General features: G+C 72.2%; 26 protein-coding genes. 12 read left to right on the top strand and 14 right to left on the bottom strand.

The annotated features are described in order from the left end of the window. Positions 1-113: 113 nt before the first annotated feature. Positions 114-1,301, bottom strand: a complete 1,188-nt coding sequence (locus QRN89_RS05900) for a glycerophosphodiester phosphodiesterase (protein ID WP_290348286.1) — start codon at positions 1,299-1,301, stop codon at positions 114-116. Between the two features lie 253 nt (positions 1,302-1,554). Here QRN89_RS05900 and QRN89_RS05905 point away from each other — a divergent pair, with 253 nt between their 5' ends. Then, positions 1,555-2,217, top strand: a complete 663-nt coding sequence (locus QRN89_RS05905; RefSeq protein WP_269731376.1) for a lysophospholipid acyltransferase family protein — start codon at positions 1,555-1,557, stop codon at positions 2,215-2,217. Between the two features lie 134 nt (positions 2,218-2,351). On the opposite strand, the gene QRN89_RS05910 is transcribed toward QRN89_RS05905, so the two are convergent. Together QRN89_RS05910 and QRN89_RS05915 are read right to left on the bottom strand one after the other, a co-directional pair. Further along, positions 2,352-3,899, bottom strand: coding sequence for an MFS transporter (locus QRN89_RS05910; RefSeq protein ID WP_290348287.1), 1,548 nt, complete (start codon positions 3,897-3,899; stop codon positions 2,352-2,354). Next, on the bottom strand, positions 3,896-4,447 hold the full coding sequence (locus QRN89_RS05915; RefSeq protein ID WP_290348288.1) for a TetR/AcrR family transcriptional regulator: 552 nt from the start codon (positions 4,445-4,447) through the stop codon (positions 3,896-3,898). The genes QRN89_RS05910 and QRN89_RS05915 overlap by 4 nt, the downstream gene beginning before the upstream one ends. A gap of 85 nt (positions 4,448-4,532) precedes the next feature. On the opposite strand from QRN89_RS05915, the gene QRN89_RS05920 reads away from it, so the two are divergent. Further along, a complete protein-coding gene (locus QRN89_RS05920; RefSeq protein WP_290348289.1) occupies positions 4,533-5,039 on the top strand; it encodes an HAD domain-containing protein in 507 nt (168 codons plus the stop codon). A gap of 80 nt (positions 5,040-5,119) precedes the next feature. Here QRN89_RS05920 and argH read toward each other — a convergent pair whose 3' ends face one another. Continuing rightward, positions 5,120-6,547, bottom strand: a complete 1,428-nt coding sequence (argH, locus tag QRN89_RS05925) for an argininosuccinate lyase (protein WP_290348290.1) — start codon at positions 6,545-6,547, stop codon at positions 5,120-5,122. 122 nt (positions 6,548-6,669) lie between these two features. Beyond that, positions 6,670-7,863 carry an argininosuccinate synthase gene (locus tag QRN89_RS05930; RefSeq protein ID WP_290348291.1) on the bottom strand — a complete coding sequence of 398 codons (1,194 nt, stop codon included), beginning with the start codon at positions 7,861-7,863 and terminating at the stop codon, positions 6,670-6,672. A 117-nt stretch (positions 7,864-7,980) separates the two neighbouring features. On the opposite strand from QRN89_RS05930, the gene QRN89_RS05935 reads away from it, so the two are divergent. From QRN89_RS05935 to QRN89_RS05955, 5 genes are all read left to right on the top strand, one after another. Then, positions 7,981-9,531 (top strand): hypothetical protein, encoded by a 1,551-nt coding sequence (locus QRN89_RS05935; RefSeq protein ID WP_290348292.1) that lies wholly within the window; start codon positions 7,981-7,983, stop codon positions 9,529-9,531. Next, positions 9,507-10,121: a pyridoxamine 5'-phosphate oxidase family protein gene (locus tag QRN89_RS05940; protein WP_290348293.1), complete on the top strand. Its 615-nt coding sequence runs from the start codon at positions 9,507-9,509 to the stop codon at positions 10,119-10,121. The genes QRN89_RS05935 and QRN89_RS05940 overlap by 25 nt, the downstream gene beginning before the upstream one ends. 142 nt (positions 10,122-10,263) lie before the next feature. After that, complete coding sequence (locus QRN89_RS05945; RefSeq protein WP_290353581.1) at positions 10,264-11,631, top strand: ferredoxin reductase family protein; 1,368 nt, start codon at positions 10,264-10,266, stop codon at positions 11,629-11,631. Positions 11,632-11,669: 38 nt separating this feature from the next. Beyond that, entirely contained in the window at positions 11,670-12,515 is an 846-nt protein-coding gene (locus QRN89_RS05950; RefSeq protein WP_290353582.1) for an FMN-binding protein, read from the top strand. A gap of 38 nt (positions 12,516-12,553) precedes the next feature. Then, entirely contained in the window at positions 12,554-13,306 is a 753-nt protein-coding gene (locus tag QRN89_RS05955; RefSeq protein WP_290353583.1) for an FAD:protein FMN transferase, read from the top strand. Positions 13,307-13,920: 614 nt separating this feature from the next. Here the strand turns inward: QRN89_RS05955 and QRN89_RS05960 are convergent. The 5 genes from QRN89_RS05960 to argC all read right to left on the bottom strand — a co-directional run bounded on the left by QRN89_RS05960 (position 13,921) and on the right by argC (position 18,892). Next, the gene (locus QRN89_RS05960; protein ID WP_290348294.1) at positions 13,921-14,484 is read right to left on the bottom strand and encodes an arginine repressor; all 564 of its coding nucleotides are present in this window, start codon (positions 14,482-14,484) and stop codon (positions 13,921-13,923) included. Between the two features lie 7 nt (positions 14,485-14,491). Further along, the gene (locus QRN89_RS05965) at positions 14,492-15,694 is read right to left on the bottom strand and encodes an acetylornithine transaminase (protein WP_290348295.1); all 1,203 of its coding nucleotides are present in this window, start codon (positions 15,692-15,694) and stop codon (positions 14,492-14,494) included. After that, on the bottom strand, positions 15,691-16,596 hold the full coding sequence (gene argB / locus QRN89_RS05970; protein WP_290348296.1) for an acetylglutamate kinase: 906 nt from the start codon (positions 16,594-16,596) through the stop codon (positions 15,691-15,693). Before argB ends, QRN89_RS05965 begins: the two co-directional genes overlap by 4 nt. A gap of 116 nt (positions 16,597-16,712) precedes the next feature. Further along, entirely contained in the window at positions 16,713-17,867 is a 1,155-nt protein-coding gene (argJ, locus tag QRN89_RS05975) for a bifunctional glutamate N-acetyltransferase/amino-acid acetyltransferase ArgJ (RefSeq protein ID WP_290348297.1), read from the bottom strand. Next, on the bottom strand, positions 17,864-18,892 hold the full coding sequence (argC, locus tag QRN89_RS05980) for an N-acetyl-gamma-glutamyl-phosphate reductase (protein ID WP_290348298.1): 1,029 nt from the start codon (positions 18,890-18,892) through the stop codon (positions 17,864-17,866). The genes argJ and argC overlap by 4 nt, the downstream gene beginning before the upstream one ends. Before the next feature lie 88 nt (positions 18,893-18,980). Here argC and QRN89_RS05985 point away from each other — a divergent pair, with 88 nt between their 5' ends. Continuing rightward, positions 18,981-19,229, top strand: coding sequence for a hypothetical protein (locus QRN89_RS05985; RefSeq protein ID WP_290348299.1), 249 nt, complete (start codon positions 18,981-18,983; stop codon positions 19,227-19,229). Between the two features lie 65 nt (positions 19,230-19,294). On the opposite strand, the gene QRN89_RS05990 is transcribed toward QRN89_RS05985, so the two are convergent. Then, on the bottom strand, positions 19,295-20,185 hold the full coding sequence (locus QRN89_RS05990) for a LysR family transcriptional regulator (protein ID WP_290348300.1): 891 nt from the start codon (positions 20,183-20,185) through the stop codon (positions 19,295-19,297). A gap of 271 nt (positions 20,186-20,456) precedes the next feature. Between QRN89_RS05990 and QRN89_RS05995 the strand changes: the two genes are divergently transcribed. The 4 genes from QRN89_RS05995 to QRN89_RS06010 all read left to right on the top strand — a co-directional run bounded on the left by QRN89_RS05995 (position 20,457) and on the right by QRN89_RS06010 (position 24,832). After that, complete coding sequence (locus QRN89_RS05995) at positions 20,457-21,755, top strand: serine hydrolase domain-containing protein (protein WP_290353584.1); 1,299 nt, start codon at positions 20,457-20,459, stop codon at positions 21,753-21,755. 563 nt (positions 21,756-22,318) lie between these two features. Then, complete coding sequence (locus tag QRN89_RS06000; RefSeq protein WP_290348301.1) at positions 22,319-22,924, top strand: dihydrofolate reductase family protein; 606 nt, start codon at positions 22,319-22,321, stop codon at positions 22,922-22,924. Positions 22,925-23,280: 356 nt separating this feature from the next. Continuing rightward, positions 23,281-24,027, top strand: a complete 747-nt coding sequence (locus QRN89_RS06005) for a VOC family protein (RefSeq protein ID WP_290348302.1) — start codon at positions 23,281-23,283, stop codon at positions 24,025-24,027. Positions 24,028-24,118: 91 nt separating this feature from the next. Beyond that, the gene (locus QRN89_RS06010; RefSeq protein ID WP_290348303.1) at positions 24,119-24,832 is read left to right on the top strand and encodes a DUF6215 domain-containing protein; all 714 of its coding nucleotides are present in this window, start codon (positions 24,119-24,121) and stop codon (positions 24,830-24,832) included. 93 nt (positions 24,833-24,925) lie between these two features. On the opposite strand, the gene QRN89_RS06015 is transcribed toward QRN89_RS06010, so the two are convergent. The 3 genes from QRN89_RS06015 to QRN89_RS06025 form a co-directional block, all read right to left on the bottom strand. Then, positions 24,926-25,246, bottom strand: coding sequence for a hypothetical protein (locus QRN89_RS06015; protein WP_435833241.1), 321 nt, complete (start codon positions 25,244-25,246; stop codon positions 24,926-24,928). An 80-nt stretch (positions 25,247-25,326) separates the two neighbouring features. Next, positions 25,327-25,587 (bottom strand): helix-turn-helix domain-containing protein, encoded by a 261-nt coding sequence (locus QRN89_RS06020; protein ID WP_290348304.1) that lies wholly within the window; start codon positions 25,585-25,587, stop codon positions 25,327-25,329. Next, positions 25,587-26,084, bottom strand: coding sequence for a DUF2975 domain-containing protein (locus tag QRN89_RS06025; protein WP_290348305.1), 498 nt, complete (start codon positions 26,082-26,084; stop codon positions 25,587-25,589). The genes QRN89_RS06020 and QRN89_RS06025 overlap by 1 nt, the downstream gene beginning before the upstream one ends. Positions 26,085-26,271 lie beyond the last annotated feature (187 nt).

The following is a 26,271-nucleotide window of genomic DNA, read 5'->3' on the forward strand; positions in this document are numbered from 1 at the left end:
GCACGCTCTCACCCGACCGTATGACGGCCGTTCGGCGGCTGACGCGCAGCGGCCGGGCGACGGTGGTCGGTGCCCGGCCGCTGCGCGTACGACGGACCGTCAGCCGTCAGCCGTCAGCCGTCGACGAAGTCGGCGCGGGCCAGCAGGCCCGTGTCCGGGTTGTCGGTGAAGATCCCGTCGATGCCCTGCTCGAAGTACACCTTGAAGGCGCCGAAGACGTCCCCGTAGGCGTTCGGGTCCGTGCCGCGGCGGAAGTCGGCGGGCAGGAAGGAGTTCTCGTTCCGCATCGTGTACGGGTGGAGGATCAGACCCCGGGCATGGGCGTCGCGGACGAGCGTGGTGGGCGTGCCCAGCCTGCCGCTCGCGTCCCTCGGCACGACGAGGTCGAGGGTGGGGCCGATGCCCTGGGCGTACGAGGCGATCCACTCCAGGCCCTGCGGCGTGACGAGGTCCGCGACCGTGCGCGGGTCTCCGGCCTCGACGAAGTCCCAGGGGCGGGTGTTCGCCCCGGAGAGCAGCACGACGCGCGGCGAGTCCACCAGCCTCGCGAGCCGCTGGATGCTGCTCGGCTCGAAGGACTGGAGGAAGACGGGCGAGTGCGCACGGTGCCGGCCGTGGCGGCGCAGCAGCTTCGCCAGGCGCTCCTCCAGGCCGAGGCCGATGCCGCGGAAGTAGGTGGGGTGCTTGGTCTCGACGTGCAGCCAGACCGGCCGGCCACGGCGGCGGCCCTCCTCGTCGGCCCAGCGCAGCACCTCCTCGAAGGTCGGGATCGTCCAGCGGCCGTCGTAGACGGTGTTCTCCTGGCGGGTCGCCGGTATCCGCTCCTTGGCGCGCAGCGTCTTCAGCTCGGCCAGGGTGAAGTCCTCGGTGAACCAGCCCGTGATACCGGTGCCGTCGACGGACTTGGTCGTCCGGCGGGAGGCGAACTCGGGACGGGAGGCGACGTCGGTGGTGCCGGTGATGTCGTTCTCGTGGCGGCAGACCAGGTGCCCGTCCTTGGTGGGGACCAGGTCCTGCTCGACGACGTGCGCGCCCATGTCCAGGGCCAGCTGGTAGGACCCGATGGTGTGCTCGGGCCGGTAGCCGCTCGCCCCGCGGTGGGCGATGACGGTGGGCACGGGCAGCGAGCGGTAGCCGGAGCCGTGGCCGCCGTGCCGCTCCCCGGGAGCCCGGTCGGTCCCGGCGGCGCGCTCCTCGGCGTGCGCGCCGGGCGCGGCGGCCATCCCGAGCGCCGCCGATCCGAGCACGGCCGCCCCCAGAAGGGTCCGCCGCCCGGGGGTACTTTCCGCACCGTGTGTCATGAACGCTCCTCTGTTGCCTGGTGATGTCCCGCACCCGTTCGGCGGGCCCGCGCGGCGCACAGGCTAGGCGCGGGCGCGTTACGTGCGGGAGACCCGGGGCAAACACGCCCCAAACTCAGGTCAACACTGTGTATCTGCTCGGTGAACCCAATGTGCGGTCGGGCGGCACCCGCGAGTATCGTCCTCACCTGCAGAGACTTCGCCGGCCGTACCCGCCGTTCCGCCCCTGACACCGGAGGACCCGTTGTCCCGCTTGTCGCTCATCAAGGCAGTGCTCGGACCGATCCTGCGCCTGATGTTCCGCCCGCGGGTGGAAGGCGCGGAGAACATCCCCGGGGACGGCCCGGTCATCCTCGCCGGCAACCACCTGACCTTCATCGACTCGATGGTGCTGCCGATCGTCTGCGACCGCCCGGTCTACTTCATCGGCAAGGACGAGTACGTCACCGGCAAGGGGCTCAAGGGCCGGCTGATGGCCTGGTTCTTCACCGGCGTCGGCATGATCCCCGTCGACCGGGACGGGGCGAACGGCGGTGTGGCGGCGCTGATGACGGGCCGCCGGGTGCTGGAGGAGGGCAAGGTCTTCGGCATCTACCCGGAGGGCACCCGCTCCCCCGACGGCCGTCTGTACCGCGGCCGTACGGGCATCGCGCGGCTCACCCTGATGACGGGCGCGCCCGTGGTCCCGTTCGCCATGATCGGCACCGACAAGCTCCAGCCGGGCGGCGCCGGCCTGCCGCGTCCCGGCCGGGTGACGGTCCGCTTCGGCAAGCCGATGGAGTTCTCGCGCTACGAGGGCATGGACCGCGACCGCTATGTGCTGCGGGCGGTGACGGACTCGGTGATGACCGAGGTGATGCGGCTGTCCGGCCAGGAGTACGTGGACATGTACGCCACGAAGGCGAAGGCCGCCTGAGGCCGCCCCCGGGGCCGGCACCCCGGGATCCGGACCCGGGCCGGCGGGTCCCGCACGGAGTACGGCCCCCGTCGCCCGATCGATCGAGGCGGCGGGGGCCGTGTCGTGCGTCGGTGTCGGGGCCGTGTCGCGCGTCAGTGCTCGACGCCGTCCGCCAGCTTCTGGCCGCGCATGAGGAACCACGCGGCCACGGCGGTGGCGAGCAGCACCGCGGCGCCCACCCCCGCCGCGAGCCGCAGCCCCTCGACGAACGCCTCCTGCGCCGCACCGACCAGTTCCGCCTGCTGGTGCGCCGGCAGTGCGGCCGCGGCCTCCACGGCCCCGCCGAGCGACTCACGGGCGGCGGAGGCCACGTCCGCGGGCACCCCGGCCGGGGTACCGAAGTCCCGGTACACACCGGTGACGATCGAGCCGAGCAGCGCGATGCCGAGCGCCGCGCCGAGTTCGTACGCCGTCTCGGACACGGCCGAGGCCGATCCGGCCTGCTCCTTCGGCACGCTGGACAGGATGACGTCGGCCGTGACGGTGAAGGAGAAGCCGGCGCCGACGCCGACGACGAGCAGGGCCGCGCCGAGCAGCGGGTAGCCCGTGGAGCTGCCGATGACGGTCAGTACGGCGAGTGCGGCACCCACGGCGGCGAGTCCTCCGGCCACGACGGACCGGACGGAGAACCGGCGGGCGAAACGCCCGGCGACGAGTCCGGTCGCCACCGCGCCGATCGCGGCGGGCAGTTCGGCGAGCCCGGCCTCCAGCGGCGGCCGCTCCTGGACCAGTTGGAGGAACTGGGAGAGGAAGAAGACGAGTCCCGAGAGTCCCAGGATGGTCAGCAGGTCGGCGAGCACCGCACCGGAGAAGCCGCGGTGGCGGAACAGCCGCATGTCGAGAAGCGGCGACGGCAGGGTGAGCTGCCTGCGGACGAATCCGTACAGCGCGGCGGCGCCGATGAGCGCGGCGGCGGCGGACTCCCAGCCCACACCGTGACTCGCGGTCTCCTTGATCGCGTAGACGACGCCGACCACGCCGATCAGCGACAGGGCGACGCTGATCAGGTCCCAGGGGCCGGCGACGGGGTTCTTCGACTCGGGCAGCAGCCTGATGCCGACGAGGACGAGGACGGCCATCACGGGGAGGTTGATGAGGAAGACCGAGCCCCACCAGAAGTGCTCCAGCAGGAAGCCTCCGACGACCGGTCCGACGGCGGCGCCGGCCGACGCCATGGCGCCCCAGACGCCGATGGCGATGCTGCGTTCCCGCGGGTCGTGGAAGATGTTGCGGATCAGCGCCAGCGTGGAGGGCATCAGCGTGGCCCCGGCGACGCCGAGCAGGGCCCGGGCGAGGATCATCGTCTCGGGCGTGGTGGCGTAGGCGTTCAGCACGGACACGGCACCGAAGGCGACGGCACCGGTCAGCAGCAGCTTCTTGCGGCCGATCCGGTCGCCGAGGCTGCCCATGGAGACGAGCAGGCCCGCGATGACGAACGAGTAGACGTCACCGATCCACAGCAGTTGGGTGCCGGTGGGCTTGAGGTCCTCGCTGAGGAAGGGCGTGGCCAGGCCGAGTACGGTGGCGTCCACGGCCACCAGCAGGACGGCCAGGACCAGCACCGCCAGGGCGAGCCAGCGTCCGGGGCGGTACAGGGTCTCGTCCGTCCCGCTCGTACGCTGGACGGTACTGCTGGTCATTTCTCCACACTCCGTCGTGCTCCCCCGAGCAGCAGCTCGGCGATCATGTACTGGAAGTCGTTCTTGGCGACCCGGCCGTCCATGACGGCCCAGGCGCAGGTGCCGACGAGGCCGTAGAAGGCCTCGGTGAGCCAGGTGGGCGACAGGTCGATCCGGAACTCGCCCTGCTCCTGGCCCCGGCGGAACAGGGCGCCCACGCGTGCGTCGAGCCGGGCCCAGCCCTCGTCGATCCGGTCGCCCTCGAACAGCTGGTTCTCGGTGACCAGGAACGCGAGGAGCTCCGCGGCGGGCTCCATCTCGGCGACCAGCCGGCGCAGCGCGTCGCCGGCGGGGCCTTCCTCGAGCGCGGCACGGCCGACGGCCGCCTCGAACTCCTCGATGCCGAAGGCCTCGAGCGCCTTGACGAGCGCGTCCCGTCCGGCGAAGTGCCGGTGCAGCGTGGCGCGCCCGATGCCCGCCGCGCGGGCGACCTCGTCCATCGTCGCGGTCGACTTGCGGGCAAGGAGGGCGGCGGCGGCGCGCAGCACCTGTTCACGATCCATGACCATGAGACAACCATACACCGAATGAGACGTCAATGTCTCATTCGGTAAATCAATGCCTCACCGTGGGGTGGGCAGGGAAAGTGAGCGCATGAAGCCACTGCTGCTGATCGACATCGATGGCCCGCTCAACCCCTACGGCGGGAAGCCCCAGCGCCGGCCCGAGGGGTACACGACGCACCGGATGCGGCCCCGCGGCTGGGCACACGACAAGCCCCTGCGGGTCTGGCTCAACCCGGGCCACGGCGAGGAGCTGCTCGCGCTCGGGGAACGGTACGAACTGGTCTGGGCGACGACGTGGAAGGGCGAGGCGAACGCCTGGGTGGGCCCGCAGCTGGGGCTGCCCGAACTGCCGTTCGTCGACTGGCCCGTGATGCACGGCGCCGCGCCGCGGGGGACGTTCTGGAAGACGCAGTACGTGCTGGAGTACGCGGCCGGGCGGCCGTTCGCCTGGATCGACGACGAGATCACGGATCTGGACCGCGAGTACGTCGAACGGAAGCACCTCGCCGCCGCCCTGCTGCTGCACGTCGACCACCGGATCGGACTGATCCGGCCGGACTTCGACGCGCTCGCGGACTGGGCGGCGGCGCTGTGACGGGCGGCGCAGTGAGTGGCGGTGCCGCGGTGACGGGTGGTGGTGCGGTGGCTCCGGTCGGGCCGTTGCCGCCGTGACGGTCAGTGCTTGGCGGTGGCCCAGGCGTGCTGGGCGGCGAGGTCCGCCTTGACCTCGGCGAGCTGGACGGCGACGGCCGACGGGGCCGTACCGCCGCGGCCGCTGCGGGAGGCGAGCGCGCCGGGGACGTCGAGCACGGTCCTGACCTCGGGAGTGAGGTGCGGCGAGATCTTCGCGAACTGCTCGTCGGTGAGCTGGTCCAGCTCGATCCCGTGCGCCTCGCACTCCTTGACGCACTCGCCGGCGACCTCGTGCGCGACACGGAACGGCACGCCCTGCTTCACCAGCCACTCCGCGATGTCCGTGGCGAGCGAGAAGCCGGCGGGTGCGAGCTCCTCCATCCGCTCGCGGTTGACGGTCAGGGTGGCCATCATCCCGGTGAAGGCGGGCAGCAGCACCTCCAGCTGGTCGCAGGAGTCGAAGACCGGCTCCTTGTCCTCCTGGAGGTCGCGGTTGTAAGCGAGCGGCAGGGCCTTCAGCGTGGCGAGCAGGCCGGTCAGATTGCCGATCAGCCGGCCGGACTTGCCACGCGCCAGCTCGGCGATGTCCGGGTTCTTCTTCTGCGGCATGATCGACGAGCCGGTGGAGAAGGCGTCGTGGAGCGTCACGAAGGAGAACTCCTTCGTGTTCCAGATGATGACCTCCTCCGCGATCCGGGAGAGGTTCACACCGATCATCGCGGTGATGAAGGCGAACTCGGCGGCGAAGTCCCGCGAGGCCGTGCCGTCGATGGAGTTCCCCGCGCTGCCGTGCTCGAAGCCGAGGTCCCGTGCCACCGCCTCGGGGTCGAGTCCGAGCGAGGACCCGGCGAGCGCGCCGGAGCCGTACGGGGAGACGGCGGTCCGCTCGTCCCACTGGCGCAGCCGCTCGGCGTCCCGGGACAGCGACTGGACATGGGCGAGCACGTGGTGGGCGAAGAGCACGGGCTGGGCGTGCTGGAGGTGCGTACGGCCCGGCATGGCGACGTCCGGGTGGGCCTCCGCGAGGCCGACGAGGGCGTCCTGGAGCTCTGCGACGAGTCCGCCGATGATCCGTGCGTGGTCCCGCAGGTACATCCGGAAGAGCGTGGCGACCTGGTCGTTGCGGGACCGGCCGGCGCGCAGCTTGCCGCCGAGGTCGGGACCGAGGCGCTCCAGGAGACCGCGCTCCAGAGCGGTGTGGACGTCCTCGTCGGCGATGGTGCCGGTGAAGCTGCCGTCCGCGACGTCCGCCTCCAGCCGGTCGAGCCCGGCGAGCATCCGCTCCAGCTCGTCGGCGGTGAGCAGGCCCGCCTTGTGCAGCACTCGGGCGTGGGCGCGGGAGCCGGCGATGTCGTACGGCGCGAGCCGCCAGTCGAAGTGGACGGACGCCGACAGCTTCGCCAGCGCCTCCGCGGGACCGTCGGCGAACCGGCCGCCCCAGAGCCGGACGTCACCGTTGTTGCTGCTCACAGCACTTGCTCCTCAAGAATTGCCGGGCTTCGGATGTGCGGCCGCCTCCCCTGCTCCCCGGGCCCTGGCAGGTCCGGGTCCCGGCGGGCGGGAGGGGAGGCGGCGGTGGTGCATCCAGGTAATCAGGCGAGGTCGCGCTTCGCGGCGATCTTCGACGAGAGTCCGAAGATGTCGATGAAGCCCTGGGCCTTCGACTGGTCGAACGTGTCGCCCGTGTCGTAGGTCGCGAGGTTGAAGTCGTACAGCGACTGCTCCGACCGCCGGCCGGTGACGACGGCGCGGCCGCCGTGCAGGGTCATCCGGATGTCGCCGGTGACGTGCTGGTTGGCCTCGTCGACGAAGCCGTCCAGGGCCCGCTTGAGCGGGGAGAACCACAGACCGTCGTAGACGAGCTCGCCCCAGCGCTGCTCGACCTGCCGCTTGTACCGGGCCAGCTCGCGCTCGACGGTGACGTTCTCGAGCTCCTGGTGCGCGGTGATCAGCGCGATCGCGCCCGGGGCCTCGTACACCTCACGGGACTTGATGCCGACGAGCCGGTCCTCGACCATGTCGATCCGGCCGATGCCCTGGGCGCCGGCCCGCTCGTTGAGCTGCTGGATCGCCTGGAGGACGGTGACGGGCTTGCCGTCGATGGCGACCGGCACGCCCTCCTTGAAGGAGATGATCACCTCGTCGGCCTCACGGGCCTCGGCCGGGTTGGAGGTGTACTCGTAGATGTCCTCGATCGGGCCGTTCCAGATGTCCTCCAGGAAGCCGGTCTCGACGGCCCGCCCGAAGACGTTCTGGTCGATGGAGTACGGCGACTTCTTGGTGGTCGCGATCGGGAGCTGCTTCTCCTCGCAGAACGCGATGGCCTTGTCCCGGGTCATCGCGTAGTCACGGACCGGTGCGATGCACTTCAGGTCCGGTGCGAGGGAGGCGATGCCGGCCTCGAACCGCACCTGGTCGTTGCCCTTGCCGGTGCAGCCGTGGGCCACGATCGAGGCGCCGTGCTTCTTCGCGGCGGCCACGAGGTGCTTGACGATCGTCGGCCGGGAGAGGGCGGAGACCAGCGGGTAGCGGTCCATGTAGAGGGCGTTGGCCTTGATCGCCGGGAGGCAGTACTCCTCGGCGAACTCGTCCTTGGCGTCCGCGACCTCCGCCTCGACGGCACCGCAGGCGAGCGCGCGCTTGCGGATGACGTCCAGGTCCTCGCCACCCTGGCCGACGTCCACGGCAACGGCGATGACCTCGGCGCCCGTCTCCTCGGCGATCCAGCCGATGGCGACGGAGGTGTCCAGACCGCCCGAGTAGGCGAGTACGACGCGCTCGGTCACGGGTTTCTCCTTACGGTGCATGCGGTGATGGGTATAACTATGCAGTGCTCCGTATGTTTTGTCAACGCGCGGGAAATCCGGTGGCCGCCGATCACCCCCCTGCGTAGCCTCCCCTCCATGCCGCCCAGGGGGAACGCGGCCGTCGAGCGGCTGATGCAGGGGAAGGGGCTCCACGAGGCGCTCGGGTCGACGAACCCGGACGCCTGGCTGGAGCTCGACGCGGAGGTCCGCGTCGTCCGACCGCACACACCCGCGCGTCAGCCCCGGGACCGCGCCCGCGTGCCCGCCCTGGAGCTGTGCCACCGCGACGGAAGAGTCCGGGAAGCGGCTCTGGAGCAGGTCGCCGGCGACCCGGAGCTGCTGCCGCTGCTGGTGATCCGGACCGCGGACTGGGCCGGGCCGGTCCGGACGCGGGCCCGTGAGCTGCTCCCCGCCCTGCTGGAGGCGGCGGCGCCGGAGGAACTGGTACCCCTCACCGCGCTGACGTTGCGGCTGGCACGCCGCGAGCGGGGCGGCTTCGCACGCGAGACCCTGGTCTCCTTCCTGCGGTCGTGCCCGCCCGCCGCCCTCGAGCCCCTGCTGGTCGCCCCGGACCGCCGCACGCGTCGCCTCGCCTTCGCTCCGGCCATGGAGCGGGGGCTCCTGCCCGTGCACCGCCTGGCCCGAGCGGCCGCGGCCGACGACGACACCGTCGTGCAGAACCTGTGCGCCGAGGCCGCCCTCGCACTCGACCCCGCCGGCGACGACGTGATCGTCCCCCTGCTGCACTCCCGGCATCCCGCCGCACGCTCCGCCGGGGTCACGGCCCTGCGCCGGGCCGGGCGCCACGGCGAGGCCCGTCCGTACCTCACCGACCGCTCGGGGCTGGTACGGGCCTGCGCCCGCTATGTGCTGCGGCAGGGCGGAGTCGAACCGCTCCCCCTCTACCGCGCCCTGTGCGCCGACCCCGCCGACCCGGGCATACCGGACTGGGCGCCCCTCGGGCTCGCGGAGTCCGGCGAGCCCGCGGACGCCGCGCTGCTGTGGCCGCTGACCACCCATCTCATGCCGTCGGTACGGGCCAGGGCCGTCGCCGGGCTCCGCCTGCTCGGCAGGGCCGACGTGGAGCGGCTGCGGCCGCTGCTGGACGACCCCACGCCCGCCGTCGTCCGGGAGGCCGCGACCACGCTCCTCCCGTGGGCCGACCTGCTGCCGGAGGACCGGCTCCTGCGACGGCTCACCGACCGCCGGCAGCCCGCCCACGCCCGGCGGGCGGCATTCCGTCTGCTGCGCGCCCGGGGCGGGCTCGCGGAACTGCGGGCGGCCGTGGCGCTGCTCGACGACCGGAACCCCGCGCTCCGGGCCCTCGCGGAATCCGCGATCCGGCAGTGGGAGCCGCCGGTGGGAGGAGACCACGACCCGGCCGAAGTGGACGCGCTGCTGGACCGCTGCAGGCAGCTCTTCAGCGAGTACGTGCTGCTGCGCCTCCGGTGGCGGGCGGGACTGCCCGACGGGCCCCGGGCGGACGGGGATGCGGGAACGGAAGGGGAGACGGGGGCTGCAGGGCGGCCGGTGAGGGGCGCGGTGCCGGGCGGGGCCGGAAAACCCCTGGCCAACAACGCGGAACAGCACCGCCGTTCGCGCGTCCGGGCCATAATCCGGACATGGGTCAGACGTACGCACGCATAGACGGCCGTATCCGCGCGTTCATCGAGGAGCAGCCGGTCTTCTTCACCGCCACCGCGCCGCTCGCCGCCGACGGGCATGTCAACCTCTCCCCCAAGGGCCGCAAGGGCACCCTCGTCGTCCTCGACGAACTCACCCTGGCCTACCTGGACTTCGGCGGCAGCGGTGCCGAGACCATCGCCCACCTGCGGGAGAACGGCCGCATCACCCTCATGTGGTGCGCGTTCAGCGGGCCGCCGAAGGTGCTGCGGGTGCACGGGCACGGCGAGGCGGTCTTCCGCGACGACCCGCGCTGGGCCGGCTACCTCACGCGCTTCCGGGACGCCGACGGCGACGGCGCCCGCGCGGTGATCGTCGTCCGCGCCGCCCGGATCGGCGACGCGTGCGGATTCGCCGTCCCGTTCATGGACTACCGCGAGGAGCGTACGCAGCACGCGGAGTACCTCGCGCGCAAGACCGACGAGGAGTTCGCGGCCTACTGCGAGAAGAAGCCGCACGTCGGAGTGAGCCTGGACGGGCTGCCGGCGCTCCCGCTGCCGCTGCCCGCGCGCACCGACCGGGCCGCACCGGACACGGTTCCCGCTCCCCGCTGAACACCGCCGGGGCGTCGGGCCGGGCGCCTCGCGGACTCCCCACCGGGCGTCGCTCCGACCGGGCCGCCCGGCGATTGAACTCCTCGGACCTCGTCTCCGTATCCACCTGAGCGAAACGGATGACCGAGGAGCAGCGGTGACGATGATTCAGAGCGGTCGGGCCGCCAGACGCCTGACCATGCAGGCGATCCGGCCGCGCCGCAATCCGGCGACGGTGCTGCTGGTCGCCACCTGGGCCGGGGCCGCCGCCGTCCTCTGGCTGTGGTGGGACAACACCGCGGTGGTCCACATGGACACCGCGGAATGGCTGATCGGCGGGGGCCGCATCACGGGCCTGCTCGGCGGCTACATGATCGCCCTCGTGGTGCTGCAGATGGCGCGTGTTCCGGCGCTGGAGCGGCGGGTCGGTTCCGACCGGGCGACGCGCTGGCACGCCATGAGCGGCCGGTACGCGATCAGCCTCGTCGTCGCCCATGTCGTCCTCACCGTCTGGGGGTACTCCGTCCAGGCCCGCACCGGCCTCGTCGAGCAGACCGTCACCGTCGTGGTCGACTTCCCCGAGATGATCGAGGCGACGATCGGCACCGCGCTGCTGCTGGTGGTCGGCTTCGTCTCGGCGGGCGCGGTGCGCCGCCGGATGCGCTACGAGACCTGGTACTACCTCCACCTGCTGACCTACGTCGCCGTCTACCTGACGTTCTGGCACCAGCTCGCCACCGGCTCGGAGTTCGTGGCCAGCGCGACCGCCCGCACGATCTGGTACGTGCTCTACGGAACGGTCGGCGCCCTGCTCCTGTGGTACCGGATCCTGGCGCCGGTACGGCTCAACCTCCGGCACCGGATGCGGGTGGAGTCCGTGGTCGACGAGGCCCCGGGCGTGGTGTCCGTACTGATCACGGGCCGGCGGCTGCACCGGATCGGCGCGGAGGCGGGCCAGTTCTTCCGCTGGCGGTTCCTCGCCGACGGCCTGCGCTGGAGCTCCAATCCGTACTCCCTCTCCGCCCCGCCCCGCCCCGATCTGCTGCGCATCACCGTCAAGGCCGCGGGCGAGCACAGCAGGGCGCTCGGCCTGCTGGAGCCCGGGACCCGGGTCTGGGCCGAGGGGCCGTACGGGGCCATGACCGCGGGCCGGCGCAGCCGGAACAAGGTGCTCTTGATCGCCGGAGGCGCCGGTATCACCCCGCTGCGGGCACTGTTCGAGACGCTTCCCGGTGGCCCCGGGGACCTGTCGTTGCTCTACCGGGCCGGTTCGACGGAGGACCTGGCGCTGTGGACCGAGCTCCAGGAGATCGCCGAGACGCGCCGGGCGAAACTGCTGTACGCCGTGAACGGGCCGGACGGGGCGCGTCCGGAGATCACCACCGAGCGGCTGAAGGAAGTGTTCCCCGACATCGACGAGCACGACGTGTACCTCTGCGGCCCGCCCGGGCTCGCCGAGGAGTCCTACAACGCACTGCGGGCGGCGGGTGTGCCGTCGCGTCGTATCCATCACGAGTCGTTCGAGATGTGAGGCCGTACGTGAAGAGGAAGCATCCACTGCGCCGGATGATGATCGCGGTGGCCGGCACGACGTCGGCCGTCGCGCTGCTCCTGACCCTGAAGCAGCCGGGCACCACGGTGGCGGGAGCATCGTCGCAGGCAGGCGGCGCCCCGCCGGCGGCCTCGGCGCCCGCCGGCAGCGGCGCCGTCCCCGCGGGCGGGGAGACCGTCCTGGGAGACGAGGCCGACACGCAGTTCGGGCCCGTGCAGGTCGAACTCACGCTGAGCGACGGGCGGATCACCGGCGCGCGGGCCGTCAAGGTGCCGAGCACCGACGCCAACAGCCGCAAGATCGCCGCCGACGCCGTACCCAAGCTCAACCAGGCCGCCGTCGCCGCCCAGAACGGCCGGATCGACACCGTCTCCGGCGCCACGTACACCAGCGAGGGCTACATCCGCTCCCTCCAGAGCGCCCTCGACAAGGCGGGCGCCGGGGCGGGTACGGGCCAGGGTGCCGCGCCGGGCACCGGGAGCGGCCAGGCCCCGGGCGGGAACGGGTCGGGCGAGAAGCCGGACACGGGCTCGGGATCCGGGTCGGGATCCGATGCGGGTGCCGAAGCGGGCCAGGGCGCCGGCGCGACGGAGTCGGTGCTCGGGGACGTCGCGGGCACGCAGTACGGCGACGTGCAGGTGCGCGTCACCGTCAGCGGCGGCCGGATCACCGGCGCCGAGGCCGTCAGGACGCCCGGCTCCGACGCCAACAGCCGCAAGATCGCCGCCGACGCCGTACCCAAGCTCAACCAGGCCGCCGTCGCCGCCCAGAACGGCCGGATCGACACCGTCTCCGGCGCCACGTACACCAGCGAGGGCTACATCCGCTCCCTGCAGAGCGCCCTCGACAAGGCGGGCCTGTGACCGGCGAGCAGGCGCGGATGCGCCATGTCGAGCATGTGATGGGCACGGTGTTCTCCTTCGACGTCCGGTTGGACGGCGAGGCCGACCGCGAGCGCGTGCGCGCCGGACTCGCCGCGGCGGTGGCCGGACTGCACCACGTGGACGAGGTGTTCTCGCCGTACCGCCCGGACAGCCAGATCAGCAGGCTCGCCAGGGGTGAACTCACCCCGGCCGACTGCGAGCCGGACGTCGCCGAGGTCTTCGCGCACTGCGAGACCGAGGAGCGCCTGAGCGACGGCTGGTTCACCCCCCGCTACGCCGGCGGACTCGATCCCACCGGCCTGGTGAAGGGGTGGGCCGTGCAGCGTGCGGTGGACATGCTGGCCTCTTCGGGCGCCGCCGCGGTCTGCCTGAACGGCGGCGGCGACGTCCAGCTGTACGGCGGTCCGTGGCGCGTGGGCATCTCCGACCCGCTGCACCCCGGCGGGCTGGCGGCCGTCGTCGAGGCGCACGACACGCTCTCCGTCGCCACCTCGGGCCCGGCGGAACGGGGCTGCCACATCATCGACCCGCGGACGGGCGGCGCACCGGACGACGGCCTGGCGTCCGTGACCGTGGTCAGCCGAGGGCTGACCCAGGCGGACGCACGGGCGACGGCCGCGTACGCCATGGGCCCGGGAGCACGCGCCTGGCTGGAGCAGCTCCCCGGCACGGAGGGCTTCGCCGTCGCCGCGGACGGCACCACCTGGCAGACCAGCGGTTTCGCCCGCCATCTGGCGCGGCACGGCGACGGGGAGGACCGGGCGGCCTGAGGAGGGTCCCTCGGGCGCCGGAACGGCGGTCGGGGGACGTGGACTTGTCACCGGGCGCGCCCGCCCAGCGGGAGCGCGGGGAACGGTGTTGGCGGGACGGCCGGTCGCGCCGCGTTGGCAACCCGATCCGCCCCGGCGGGACCGCCGGAACAGCGGTCGCGGACGTGCGCTCACCCCCCGGGCGCCCACCCGGCGGAAGCGGAACCGCCGGTCGCGCCGCGTTGGCGACCCGATCCGCCCCGGCGGGACCGCCGGAACAGCGGTCGCAGGACGTGCACCCGCCCGGCCGCCCACCCGGCGGAAGCGGAACGGCGTTCGCGGGACGCCGCCCGCCCCCGGACGCCCGCGCCGCCGCCGTCCCGGTTCCCAACGGCCGTGGGGACGGGGGAAGTCAGGACGGGTCGCGTCGTACCGGCCCGGTCGTGGAGGCCGCCGGTGGTGCGTCGGCGAGGGCCTTGCGTCAAGGAGGCTCCGGCGCGCTCACCCCTCCGGTCCGGGACCGGGCGGGACGGCACCCGGTCCGAACGCGCGGTGGGCGAACGTACCGGGCCCGGCCGCGCTGTGCGCGTCCGTACCCGGCCCGTACCCGGTCCGACCGTGCCGGCCGGGCCCGGTCAGCGGTCCTTCTGCGCCAGACGCAGCAGATGGTCCGCGAGTGCCTGGCCGCCCGCCGGGTCGCGGGAGATCAGCAGCAGGGTGTCGTCACCCGCGATCGTGCCGAGGATCGCGTGGAGTTCGGCCTGGTCGATGGCCGAGGCGAGGAACTGGGCCGCGCCCGGGGGCGTCCGCAGGACCACCAGGTTCGCCGAGGCCTCGGCGGAGATCAGCAGCTCGCCGGAGAGGCGGCGCATCCGCTCCTCCTTGGCGGACTCCCCCAGCGGTGCCTGCGGGGTGCGGAACCCGCCCTCGCTCGGCACCGCGTAGATGAGTTCCCCACCGGTGTTCCGGATCTTCACCGCCCCGAGCTCGTCGAGGTCGCGGCTGAGGGTCGCCTGGGTGACGCTCAGCCCGTCGTCCGCGAGCAGCTTCGCCAGCTGGCTCTGGGAGCGCACCGGCTGCCGGTTGAGAATGTCCACGATCCGGCGGTGGCGGGCCGTGCGGGTCTGCGGCACGGACGGGCCTCCCCCGGACTCCGCCTGGGGGTACGCCCCGTTCTCGGTGCCCTGGGCATCGGTCATCGTCGTCTCATTCTCCGGATCGTCCGTCCCCTTGTGCCTCGTCGAGGATGCCCGGGAGCGCCCGGAGGAAGGCGTCCACCTCCGCGTCGCCGATGATCAGCGGCGGCATGATCCGTACGACGTCGGGGGCGGGCGCGTTGACCAGGAGTCCGGCACCCTGAGCCACCTGCTGCACCTGGGCGGCGAGAGGCTCGGTGAGCACGATACCCAGCAGCAGGCCCGCCCCGCGGACGTGGGAGACCAGCGGGTGCCCCAGGGATTCGATCCCGTCCCTCAGCTTCTCCCCGGTCCGCTTGACCTCGTCGAGCGTGCCGTCGAGGGTGCCGAGGACGGCCAGCCCGGCGGCGCAGGCGACCGGGTTGCCGCCGAACGTGGTGCCGTGCTGCCCGGGCCGGAGGAGTTCGGCCGCCGGGCCGAAGGCGATGGCCGCCCCCAGCGGCAGTCCGCCGCCGAGCCCCTTGGCGAGGGTGACGACGTCGGGGTCCACGCCCTCGTGCGCCTGGTACTCGAACCAGTGGCCGGTCCGGCCGACGCCCGTCTGCACCTCGTCGAGCACGAGCAGCGTCCCGGTGGCGCGGGTGATCTCCCGTGCGGCCTGGAGATAGCCGGGCGGCGGTACGACAACGCCGTTCTCGCCCTGCACCGGCTCGATGACGACCAGGGCGGTGTCCTCGGTGACGGCGGCCCGCAGCGCGTCGGCGTCGCCGTACGGCACATGCGTGACCTCGCCCGGCAGGGGCAGGAAGGGCTGCTGCTTGGCCGGCTGGCCGGTGAGCGCGAGCGCGCCCATGGTCCGGCCGTGGAAACCGCCCTGAGTGGCGACCATGTGCGAACGGCCCGTCAGCCGGCCCATCTTGAAGGCGGCCTCGTTGGCCTCGGCCCCGGAGTTGCAGAAGAAGACGCGGCCGGGGCGGCCCGACAGCTGCAGCAGCCGCTCGGCGAGCGCGAGGGGCGGTTCGGCGACGTACAGGTTCGACACATGGCCGAGCGTGCCGATCTGGCGGGTGACGGCCTCGACGACGGCCGGATGGGCGTGGCCGAGGGCGTTGACGGCGATGCCGCCGACGAAGTCCAGGTACTCGGTGCCGTCGGCGTCCCAGACCCTGGCGCCCTCACCGCGTACGAGCGAGAGCGCCGGGGTGCCGTAGTTGTCCATCATCGAGCCCTGCCAGCGCTGGGAGAGCCGCTGGTTGGCCGTGGTGTCGCTCATGCCGGTCCCCCTTCGGTCCCGTCTGGCACGACCATCGTGCCGATGCCCTCGTCGGTGAAGATCTCCAGCAGGATGGAGTGCTGTACGCGGCCGTCGATGACCCGCGCGGTGTTCACGCCGTTGCGCACGGCGTGGAGGCAGCCCTGCATCTTGGGGACCATGCCGCTGGAGAGCTCGGGCAGCAGCTTCTCCAGTTCGGTGGCGGTGAGCCGGCTGATCACCTCGTCGCTGCGGGGCCAGTCCTCGTAGAGGCCCTCGACGTCGGTGAGGACCATCAGCGTCTCCGCGCCGAGCGCGGCGGCCAGCGCGGCCGCGGCGGTGTCCGCGTTGACGTTGTAGACGTGGCCGTCGTCGGCGGAGCGGGCGATGGAGGAGACGACGGGGATCCGCCCGTCGTCCAGGAGCGCCTTGATCGCGCCGGTGTCGATCTCGGTGATCTCACCGACCCGGCCGATGTCGACGAGCTCGCCGTCGATGGTGGGCCGGTGCTGCGTGGCGGTGATGGTGTGGGCGTCCTCGCCGGTGAGACCGACGGCCAGGGGGCCGTGCTGGTTGAGCAGCCCCACCAGCTCGCGCTGCACCTGCCCGGCGAGCACCATGCGGACGACGTCCATGGCCTCGGGGGTCGTCACACGCAGACCGGCCTTGAACTCGCTGACCAGGCCGTGCCGGTCCAGCTGGGCGCTGATCTGCGGCCCGCCGCCGTGGACCACCACGGGCTTGAGGCCGGCGTGCCGCAGGAACACGACGTCCTGGGCGAAGGCGGCCTTCAGCTCCTCGTCGACCATGGCGTTGCCGCCGAACTTGATGACGACCGTCCTGCCGTGGTGGCGGGTCAGCCACGGCAGCGCCTCGATCAGCGTCTGTGCCTTGGGGAGTGCGGTGTGCTTGCGGGTGCTCATCGGCTCCGGCTCTCTCAGGACTCGCTCGGAACTCACGTCACTGACTCGCCCGGAAGACGCCCGGTAGATGCCCGGGGGCCGCCCGGATCTCCCGGAAGACGCCCGGGAGGGGCTCGTCAGGAGGAGTAGGCGCTGTTCTCGTGGACGTAGTCGGCGGTGAGGTCGTTGGCCCAGATGACGGCGGACTCGGACCCGGCGGCGAGGTCGGCGGTGATCCGCACCTCCCGGTACCGCATGTCGACCAGCTCGCGGTCCTCGCCGACGGAACCGTTCCGGCACACCCAGACGCCGTTGATGGCGACGTTGAGCCGGTCCGGCTCGAAGACCGCCGCGGTGGTGCCGATGGCGGACAGGACACGGCCCCAGTTCGGGTCCTCGCCGTGGATGGCGCACTTGAGGAGGTTGTTGCGGGCGATGGAGCGGCCCACCTCGACGGCGTCGTCCTCGCTCGCGGCGTTGACCACCTCGATGCGGATGTCCTTGCTGGCGCCCTCGGCGTCGCCGATGAGCCGGCGGGCGAGGTCGTCGCAGACGGCCCGTACGGCGTCGGTGAACTCGTCGTGGCCGGGGGTGATCCCGGACGCGCCGGAGGCGAGGAGCAGCACGGTGTCGTTCGTGGACATGCAGCCGTCGGAGTCGACCCGGTCGAAGGTGACGCGGGTGGCGTCGCGCAGGGCCTTGTCCAGGCCGGCGGCGTCCACGTCGGCGTCGGTGGTGAGGACGACGAGCATGGTGGCGAGGCCGGGGGCCAGCATGCCCGCGCCCTTGGCCATGCCGCCGACGGTCCAGCCGCCCCGGGTCACGACGGCCGTCTTGTGCACGGTGTCGGTGGTCATGATGGCGATGGCGGCCTTCTCGCCGCCGTGAGCGCTGAGTTCGGCGGCCGCCTTCTCGATGCCGGGCAGGAGCTTGTCCATGGGCAGCAGGACACCGATGAGACCGGTGGAGGCGACGGCGATCTCGCCGGCGCTGTGGCCTTCGAGGACCTGGGCGGCCTTCTCGGCGGTGGCGTGGGTGTCCTGGAAGCCCTTGGGGCCGGTACAGGCGTTGGCGCCGCCGGAGTTGAGGACGACGGCGGAGACCTCGCCGCCCTTGAGGACCTGCTCGGACCAGAGGACGGGGGCGGCCTTGACCCGGTTGGAGGTGAAGACACCGGCGGCGGCGTGACGGGGTCCCTCGTTGACCACGAGGGCCAGGTCCGGGTTGCCGTTCTCCTTGATCCCGGCGGCGATGCCGGCCGCCGTGAATCCCTGTGCAGCGGTGACGCTCAAGGTGCCACTCCGATCGTGGAAAGGCCCGTGGTCTGGTCCAGACCGAGGGCGATGTTCATGCTCTGGACCGCGCCGCCCGCCGTGCCCTTGGTCAGGTTGTCGATGGCGCTGATCGCGATGATGCGGCCGGCGGTCCCGTCGAGGGCGACCTGGACGTGAACGGCGTTGGAACCCTGCACGGACGCCGTGGCCGGCCACTGCCCCTCGGGGAGCAGCCGGACGAACGGCTCGTCCGCGTACGCCTTCTCGTACGCGGCGCGTACGGCCTCGGCGGTGGTCCCCGGCACGGCCTTGGCGCTGCAGGTGGCGAGGATGCCCCGGGGCATGGGCGCGAGGGTGGGCGTGAAGGACACGGTGACGGGCTCCCCCGCCACCGCGCTGAGGTTCTGGATCATCTCCGGGGTGTGCCGGTGGCCGCCGCCGACGCCGTAGGGGCTCATGGAGCCCATGACCTCGGAGCCGAGCAGATGGGGCTTGAGCGCCCTGCCGGCACCGGAGGTGCCGCTGGCCGCGGTGATCACGGCCTCCGGCTCGGCGAGTCCGCCCGCGTACGCGGGGAACAGCGCGAGCGAGACCGCCGTGGGATAGCAGCCGGGCACCGCGATGCGCCTGGACCCCTCCAGCGCGGCGCGGGCACCCGGCAGTTCGGGGAGGCCGTACGGCCAGGTCCCGGCGTGCGCGGAACCGTAGAACCTCTCCCAGTCGGCGGCGCTGCGCAGCCGGAAGTCGGCGCCCATGTCGACGACCAGCACGTCGTCGCCGAGCTGCTCGGCGACCGCGGCGGACCGGCCGTGGGGCAGCGCGAGGAACACCACGTCATGCCCTGCGAGCACATCGGCGGTGGTGGTCGCGAGCACCCGGTCGGCGAGCGGCAGCAGATGGGGCTGCAACGCCCCGAGGCGCTGGCCGGCGTTCGCGTTGGCCGTCAGGGCCCCGATCTCGACCCCGGGATGCGCGAGGAGCAGCCGGAGCAGTTCCCCGCCCGCGTATCCACTCGCTCCCGCGACTGCTGCACGTAGTGCCATCGGTTCCTCCGTACTCGATGGCATGACTATACGCATCACTGCACTTTTATGCAACGAAGTGATCTCCCGGGCGGCATCGGTGTGAGACTTGGCGCTGCCGGTGCTGCCGGACCTGCCGGACCTGCCGGCCGAGGTCACCGCCGCGGCGACCGCCCGCGGTCTGACCCCCGTGGCGCTCGCGCGCAGCGAATCCCGTGCCCGTGCCCGTGAAGTCCTGCCTCCCGGCACCGAGATCGACTACGGCGGGGTCACGAACGTCCTGCACGCGCTCGAGGAGCGGGGCCCCAGGCGCTGTCGAGTCACGGTCCGGTGTGCAGGGTGCCGCCGAGAGCGGTGACGCGCGAACAGCGCTGCGGGTCGATACACCTGGCACGCGGACGGGGAGCGGTCCACGTTTCACTCTCAGTGCCTCGCCGTACCCAAGTCCCCCACAACCTGGGCAAGTGCCCGGACGGGGGCGAACTCGGTGTCGCTGCGCCAGACCAGGCCCCAGCGCAGGCCTGGCCAGTCGTGAATGGGCAGATAGACGATGTCGGGGCGGGCGTGGTACCGGGTGACGTGCGCGCCCAGGTTGTGGATGACGTCCCCGGCGGCGACCTGGGTGAACAAGTCGTCCAGGCTCTTGATGACCGGGCTGTGGCGTTCTATCGGGCGGCCGCTGGGGGTTTGGAAGGGCGTGAAGGCGTCCGCCCAGTAATCGGGTCCGGCCGGGCCCTGCCAAATGCCGAAATCGCCGAAGTCCTCCAGGGAGACCGATGGCCGGACGGCCAGTTCGTGGTCGTGGGCGACGAGTGCCACCGCGTGCTCGGTGTAGATGACCGGCCCCACCGTGAGGTCGGGCTCCTCCACGGGCAGCCAGGCGACCAGGACGTCGATCTCTCCCCGCCGCAGCGGGCCGAACGCGTCGATGAACGGGTTGTGCCGTATGCGCAGGGCCCACTGCGGGTGGCGGGCGCGGAACGCCTCCCAGTAGGGCCGTAGATCGTGGGCGTTGCTGGGCAGCATGCCCACGCGTAGCACCTCGGTCGTGCCCCGCGCGGCGAGCCTGGCCCGCTCCACGCTCTCCTGTAGCCCCCGGTAGACCGGTAGCAGGTCCTCGCGCAGTTGCTCGCCCAGCGGGGTCAGCCGCACGTTTCGGCTGGTGCGCTCGAACAACCGCGCCCCGACGCCTCGTTCCTGCTTCTTGAGAGCCTGGCTGACCCGCGCTTGCGACACGTGCAGCCGTTGGGCCGTCCTGCCGAAATGAAGTTCTTCCGCAAGCGTCAGGAAGATCTCGATGTCCCTCAGCTCCACCCGTCCCGTCCCCGTCCCCCTCGGCGCTGTGACGACGCACCACGATCCATAAGCGGCAGGTTATCCGGCCTTTCGTGATCTCCCGTTGTTCCCCCGACGGCCGGGCGAAATGCTGAAGGGGCAGGCCGGACGACCAACCCGGCGATCAAAGTGAACACAAGGGGGCGACATGTCACAGGCCACCAGACAGACCGTGAGCTGGGACGAGCGGGGGAACTGGGCTCTGAGTGGGGGCGCGGACGGTGGGCTTTCGCCGGCGGGGCTGCACCGGATGCGCGAGGTGCTTGCCGGTTACGTCGAGTCCGGGGCGGTTCCCGGACTGGTCGCCCTGGTCGGCAGGGGCGACCAGGTGCACGTCGAGGCCTTGGGCACCCTGCACGCGGCTCATCGATCGGATGCTCGGTCGGTTGGCCGTTCGGGGGGCGGATCGGACGCCGGACTCCACGGTGGATCGGAGGGCGGATCGCCGGACGGCGCTGCTCGCGGTGACCGGCGAACTGCGGGGGCTCCGGGTGGTGCGCCGATGCGTCGGGACACCCTCTTCCGCATGGCCTCACTGACCAAGCCGGTCACTGCCGCGGCGGTGATGATCCTGGTCGAGGAGTGCCGACTGCGACTGGACGACCCGGTCGAGACCTGGCTGCCCGAGCTGGCGAACCGGCGGGTGCTGGCGCGGATCGACGCCCCGTTGGACGACACCGTGCCCGCCCGGCGCTCGATCACCGTGCGCGATCTGCTGACCCTGACCTTCGGTTTCGGTCTGGTACCGGCTCCGCCGGACACGTACCCGATCCAGGTCGCCGTCCGGGAGCGGGGCGTCATCGGTGACGGGACCGCGAACTGGCCGACGGTCGGACCGGACGAGTGGATCAAGCAGCTGGGCGCTCTTCCGCTGATGTACCAGCCCGGCGAACGGTGGCAGTACCACGTCGGCTCAGACGTGCTCGGGGTCCTGGTCTCGAGAGTGGCGGGCCGGCCCTTCGGGGAGTTCCTGCGCGAGCGGCTGTTTGGGCCACTGGGGATGGTGGACACCGGGTTTCACGTGCCCGCCGACCGGATGCACCGGCTTCCCACCAGCTATGCCCACGACCCGGAGACCGGCGAACTCACGACCTGGGACGAGGCCGTCGGTGGTAAGTACAGCCGGCCGCCGGTGTTCGAGGCCGGTGGTGACGGTCTGGTCTCCACCGTCGACGACTACCACGCGTTCCACCGGATGCTGCTGAACAAGGGGAGCCACGGAGGCGAGCGCGTCCTCTCCCGCGCCTCGGTCGAGCTGATGACCATGGACCACCTGACGCCGGAGCAGAAGGTCGAGAAGGACCAGTTCGGTGACCTCTTCGGACGGCACGGCGGCTACGGCTTCGGCATGGCGGTGCGCACCCATCGCCGTGACCTCGCGTCCGTGGGGCAGTTCGGGTGGGACGGCGGCCTGGGCACGACAGCGTACGCCGACCCGGCGGAACGGCTCATCGGGATTCTGCTGACGCAGACGGCCATGGACTCCGCGGACACCCCCCGACTCCACCAGGACTTCTGGACCACCGTCTACCGGACGCTCGACGACTGACCAGAGGCGGGTACTCGGTCGGTGAACGAGTGTTCGGTCCAGTGAGCCGGCACGCGCTCGACCCGCTCGGACGTGCGGGCGCTCTGCCGTGGCAGCTCGACTGTGTTCGGGCAGCGTGCGCGGGCGGGCGCGGTGTCCGGGTCGCCGATGCGATACAGCGTGCACCGCGGGGCCGATAGCCCCCGAAGGGTCTGCTGTGTCGGGGCGGCGGCAGGACGGGCGAGATGGTCGGCCGTCTGCTCGGCCGGGGCGGCGAACTGGAGTGCCGGCTTTGCAGGAGGCCTTGGGTGGCGGTGTCCGGAAGCGGTCCTCTGGGACTCCCTGTTCAGGGCGACCGGGCTGTGATTGTGCATCGGAGTTGTCCAGCGGGGCCAACTGCGGTGCTCGGTCACACGCCGCGATGGCGTGCCCGGCACTGCTCGGGGCCACTGTGGTGATCCTCGGTTGACATCCGCCCCGGCGTCCGCCGCCCGGGCCGTTTCCTCGTTGCTCCACAGCGCGGCCGATGAGTCTGTTGCTCCCGGTCGGTCCAAGCTCGTGACGTCCCACGAAAGGACACAGCCATGTCGGAGCTTCTCGTCGACTTCATCACCTCCCTCGACGGCCATGCATCGGGAGAGGGATGGCCCGGATTCTGGGGCCTCGAGGGCCCGGAGTACCTCGCATGGCTCGGCGAGCAGCCCGAGGCCACCTACCTGATGGGAGCGAACACCTACCGCCTGATGTCGGGCTTCGCCGCAGGCGAGGTCCCCCCTGGCCAAGACGAGTTCCGGCCCGAGGAAGAGGCGTCCGTCGACGAGCTCACGCAAGCGCCCAAGGTGGTGTTCTCCTCCTCGCTCAAGGAGCCACTGACGTGGGCCAACTCCACGCTCGTCCGCGACGACGCTGTCGAGGCGGTCCGCGCCATGAAGTCGAGTGGCCCGGGGCTCCTCAGCACGATCGGCAGCCTCAGCCTGTGCCGGTCCCTGCTACGAGCCGGACTCGTCGACCGCTTCCGGGTCGTGATGTTCCCGGTGATCACCGGGGCCACGGGCGAAGAACGCATCTACGACGGCTATCCGGACGTTGCCCTCGAGATGATCGAGCACCGCACCTTCGACGGCCGCATCCAGCTGGTCGAGTACAAGCCCCGCGTGCTCGAGCACCCGCCGCTCGGCGTCCCTGCGTGACGTCGGCCCGTCCGCCGGTCTGGACGACTGCCAGGCCGGTGCCGACCGGCGCGGAGCAAGACCCAGTAGGGGGCGAACGGCCAACCCCAGAACACCCGGCCCCACCGGGCCCCGAACCGCGTCGCAGGCCAGCCCCCGTACGCCCTCCCAGGCCGCAGCCTCCGCAAAGATCCCCTTCCGGACATGGATGCGCCGCTGGACGCTTCCCCGGCAGAGCGTCGCGAGCTGAGCGCTCTACATGGCCGATGGGGCCACCTGAAGCGCTCAGTCACAATCGGCCGAGGCGGGAGGGCCGAGGGGCGCCTCGGCACCGCATCCGGCGATGCGTCGCGGAGCGGGCCCATAGGATCGCCGGCATGGCCCTTCGACCTGCCCATCTGAACATCAAGGCGCTCGACCACTCGGCGGTCGGCCGGTTCTGGGCGGAGGCGCTCGGCTGGAGTGCGTACGACACGGGATCCGGCGCGACCACCTACGTCGGACCCGCCGGCGGCCTCGTCTGGCCGGACCCGGTCACCGTCGGCATCGACGTCGTCGCCGTCCCGGAACCCGGGACGGCGACGAAGAACCGCGTGCACCTCGATCTCGCCACGGCCTCCGCGGCCCATCAGGCGGAGTTGGTCGCGCGCCTCCGGACCCTCGGCGCGACGCCGGCCCACGTCGGCCAGGGCGACGTGCCGTGGACGGTCCTCGCCGACCCCGAGGGCAACGAGTTCTGTGTACGGGAGCCCCGGGAGATCCACCGGGACACCGGGCCGATCGCCCGGATCGTGGTCGACTGCGCGGATCCGCGGGCCATGGCCCGGTTCTGGGGCGAGGCGATGGACTGGACCCTGCACGAGGCGACCGACGATCATGCGGTGCTGCGCTCCGCCAAGGATGTCGGCCCTCGTCTCGCGTTCGTGCGCACGCCCGGAGTGAAGACCGTGCCGGACCGCGTCCATCTCGACCTGCTGCCGTACCCCGGTGGCGACAAGGGCGCGGAGGTGGCCCGGCTGCGGGCACTCGGCGCCACCGACCTCGACCTCGGCCAGGGCGACGTCCCGTGGACATGCCTGACCGACCCGGAGGGCCACGAGTTCTGCGTCCTCGCCCCGTCCTGACGCGACCGGGGGGAGAAACCTTCTTGCCGGTCCGATGATCACGGGTTAGGGTCCCCGGGCACGTATCGGGGGGATCGGGCAGGCGGGGGACATGACAGACGAAATCGGCGCGTCCGCGAAGAGCGTGAGCGCCTGGGGGCAGGCCGTCGCGGCAGTGGCGTTGGTGGGGACGCTCGGCGTGGGGTTGTGGGGCCTCGGGGAGGCGTCGTCGTCCGGGACCGGCGAACGCCCGCCCGCCACCTGCTTCGACGGCGAATCCGAAGAACCGGACGACGGGACCGGCAAGGCGCGCCGGGTGCTCTCCGGTAGGCAGCTGTGCGAGGCCCTGCACCGTCCCGACCTCGCGGAGCTGCTGGGTACGCCGGGAGAGCGCGCGAAGTCCGCCGTCGGGAGCGACAGCACCGTCGGGTCCGGCAGCAACGCGCTGGCCGTCCCCTCGGCCGAGGTCGAGTTCGAGACGTACACCGTGACGCTCGGGGCCACCTACGACGGCCGCCCGGTGGCCGGGTCCACCGCGTACCCGGGGAACGACGCGCAACGGGTCACGGCCCTCGGCCGGCCGGCGGTCCTCTACTCGGACCGCACCATCAGCATCAGCTTCCGCCTCGACGGGAGCGATGCCTCCTCCGACGGCCCCGGACTGCCGGTCCGCACCCTCAGCGTGGCCCAGGACGCCGAGGACGGCGGGGGCTCCTTCGAGGTGAGCCTGTGGCGCACGGACGGCAGGGTGCCCGACGACGCGGTACTGCTCCGGGTCGCCGAGAAGGTGCTGCCGACCGTTCCGGGGTGGGCCGACCGCCGGTGAGGTCGCGGCGGGGCGCATCGCCCCGCCTCGCCCGTCGAGGGGACCGGGCCGGCCTCGGTCCCCCTCCCCGGGCAGCGGGGCCGGGCCCCGGCGTCACGGCACGAGCCGGGTCATCACCTCGGGGGGCAGCGACGGATTGGCTGCGGCCGCCTGCGCCACCTGCCGGTCCGCATCGTCGAGCAGGCCGGTCAGGACCTGCGGGGGAAGGGCGGGATGTCCCGCGGCGGCGCGCCTGCCCCGCCCGTCCGCCAGACAGGCGAGCAGCACGGCGGCCGTCGCAGCTCCGTGGGCGGCGACCTCCCTGAACACCCGCTGGACCGGGGGGTCGTGCCGCGCCAGTTCCTCCAGCAGCGCCGGCGACGCGGGGCCGGCGCGCCCGCCCCTGGGGCCCCGGCCGAACGCCCTTCGCCTCACCCGCCGGCTCGACCTCGACGCGCCTGGTTGCGCGCGCCGCCCCCCTCGTGGCGCCGTGCACGCCGGGGGCGGCGCGGACCTCACCCTTCCGGGACTGCGACCTCGGGCTCGGATCCGGTCGTGGCCCCGGGCTCGGGATCGGGCTCCCAGCGCAGCAGGTCTCCCGGCTGGCACTCGAGCACCTCGCAGAGCGCGGCCAGCGTGGCGAAGCGCACCGCCTTGGCACGGCCGTTCTTGAGCACCGCCAGGTTGGCGGGCGTGATGCCGACCCGTTCGGCCAGTTCGCCCACCGACATCTTCCGCCTGGCGAGCATCACGTCGATGTCGACGGTGATCGGCATCAGATCACCTCGTCCAGCTCGGCCTGCATCTGGGCCGCCTCGGCATCCCGCGCGACGGCCTGGGCGAGCAGCATCCGGAGGACGAGCACGATGAGCGCCACGCCGAGGACGGCCAGGACGACTCCGCCGATCAGGAGGACCACGCCCGGAGCGACGGCCTCGCCCGGCGCCAGGAGGACCGCCAGCGCGAACACCACGACGGCGGCCGCCACGAGCGCGCCGATCACCACGTCCACGTACCGGAAGGCGGCATGGGAGAAGACGGTGCCGCGCGCGACCATCGTCACCAGCCGCCACACGGAGACCAGGACGACCTGGACCGTCACCACGCCCAGGACCGTGATCACGAGGAACGGGGTGCGCAGATACGTGTAGTCCGCGTCGAGTTCCTCCATGTCGACGGCCAGCAGCGGAACCATGACCGCCTGCACGAACACCGAGCCGGCGAGCAGCACCACGAGCACGGCACGCAGCGCGATCACTGTCAGCTTTCCCATCGCCCCTCCTTCGATCGAGTCGCGATGGAAATCTATCGAAATTCGATAGGCGAGGCAAGTGAGGGCCGGACGGGGCGGCGCGGTGTCGCGCAGGCGGAGCGCACGGCAGAGCGGGGTGACGGTACGGCGGGGCCCGGCACACGTCGAAGTGCGGACAAGGGCAACGGCACGGCGCGGGCACGGTGAC

The organism is Streptomyces sp. HUAS CB01 (assembly GCF_030406905.1).
GTDB lineage: Bacteria > Actinomycetota > Actinomycetes > Streptomycetales > Streptomycetaceae > Streptomyces > Streptomyces chengbuensis.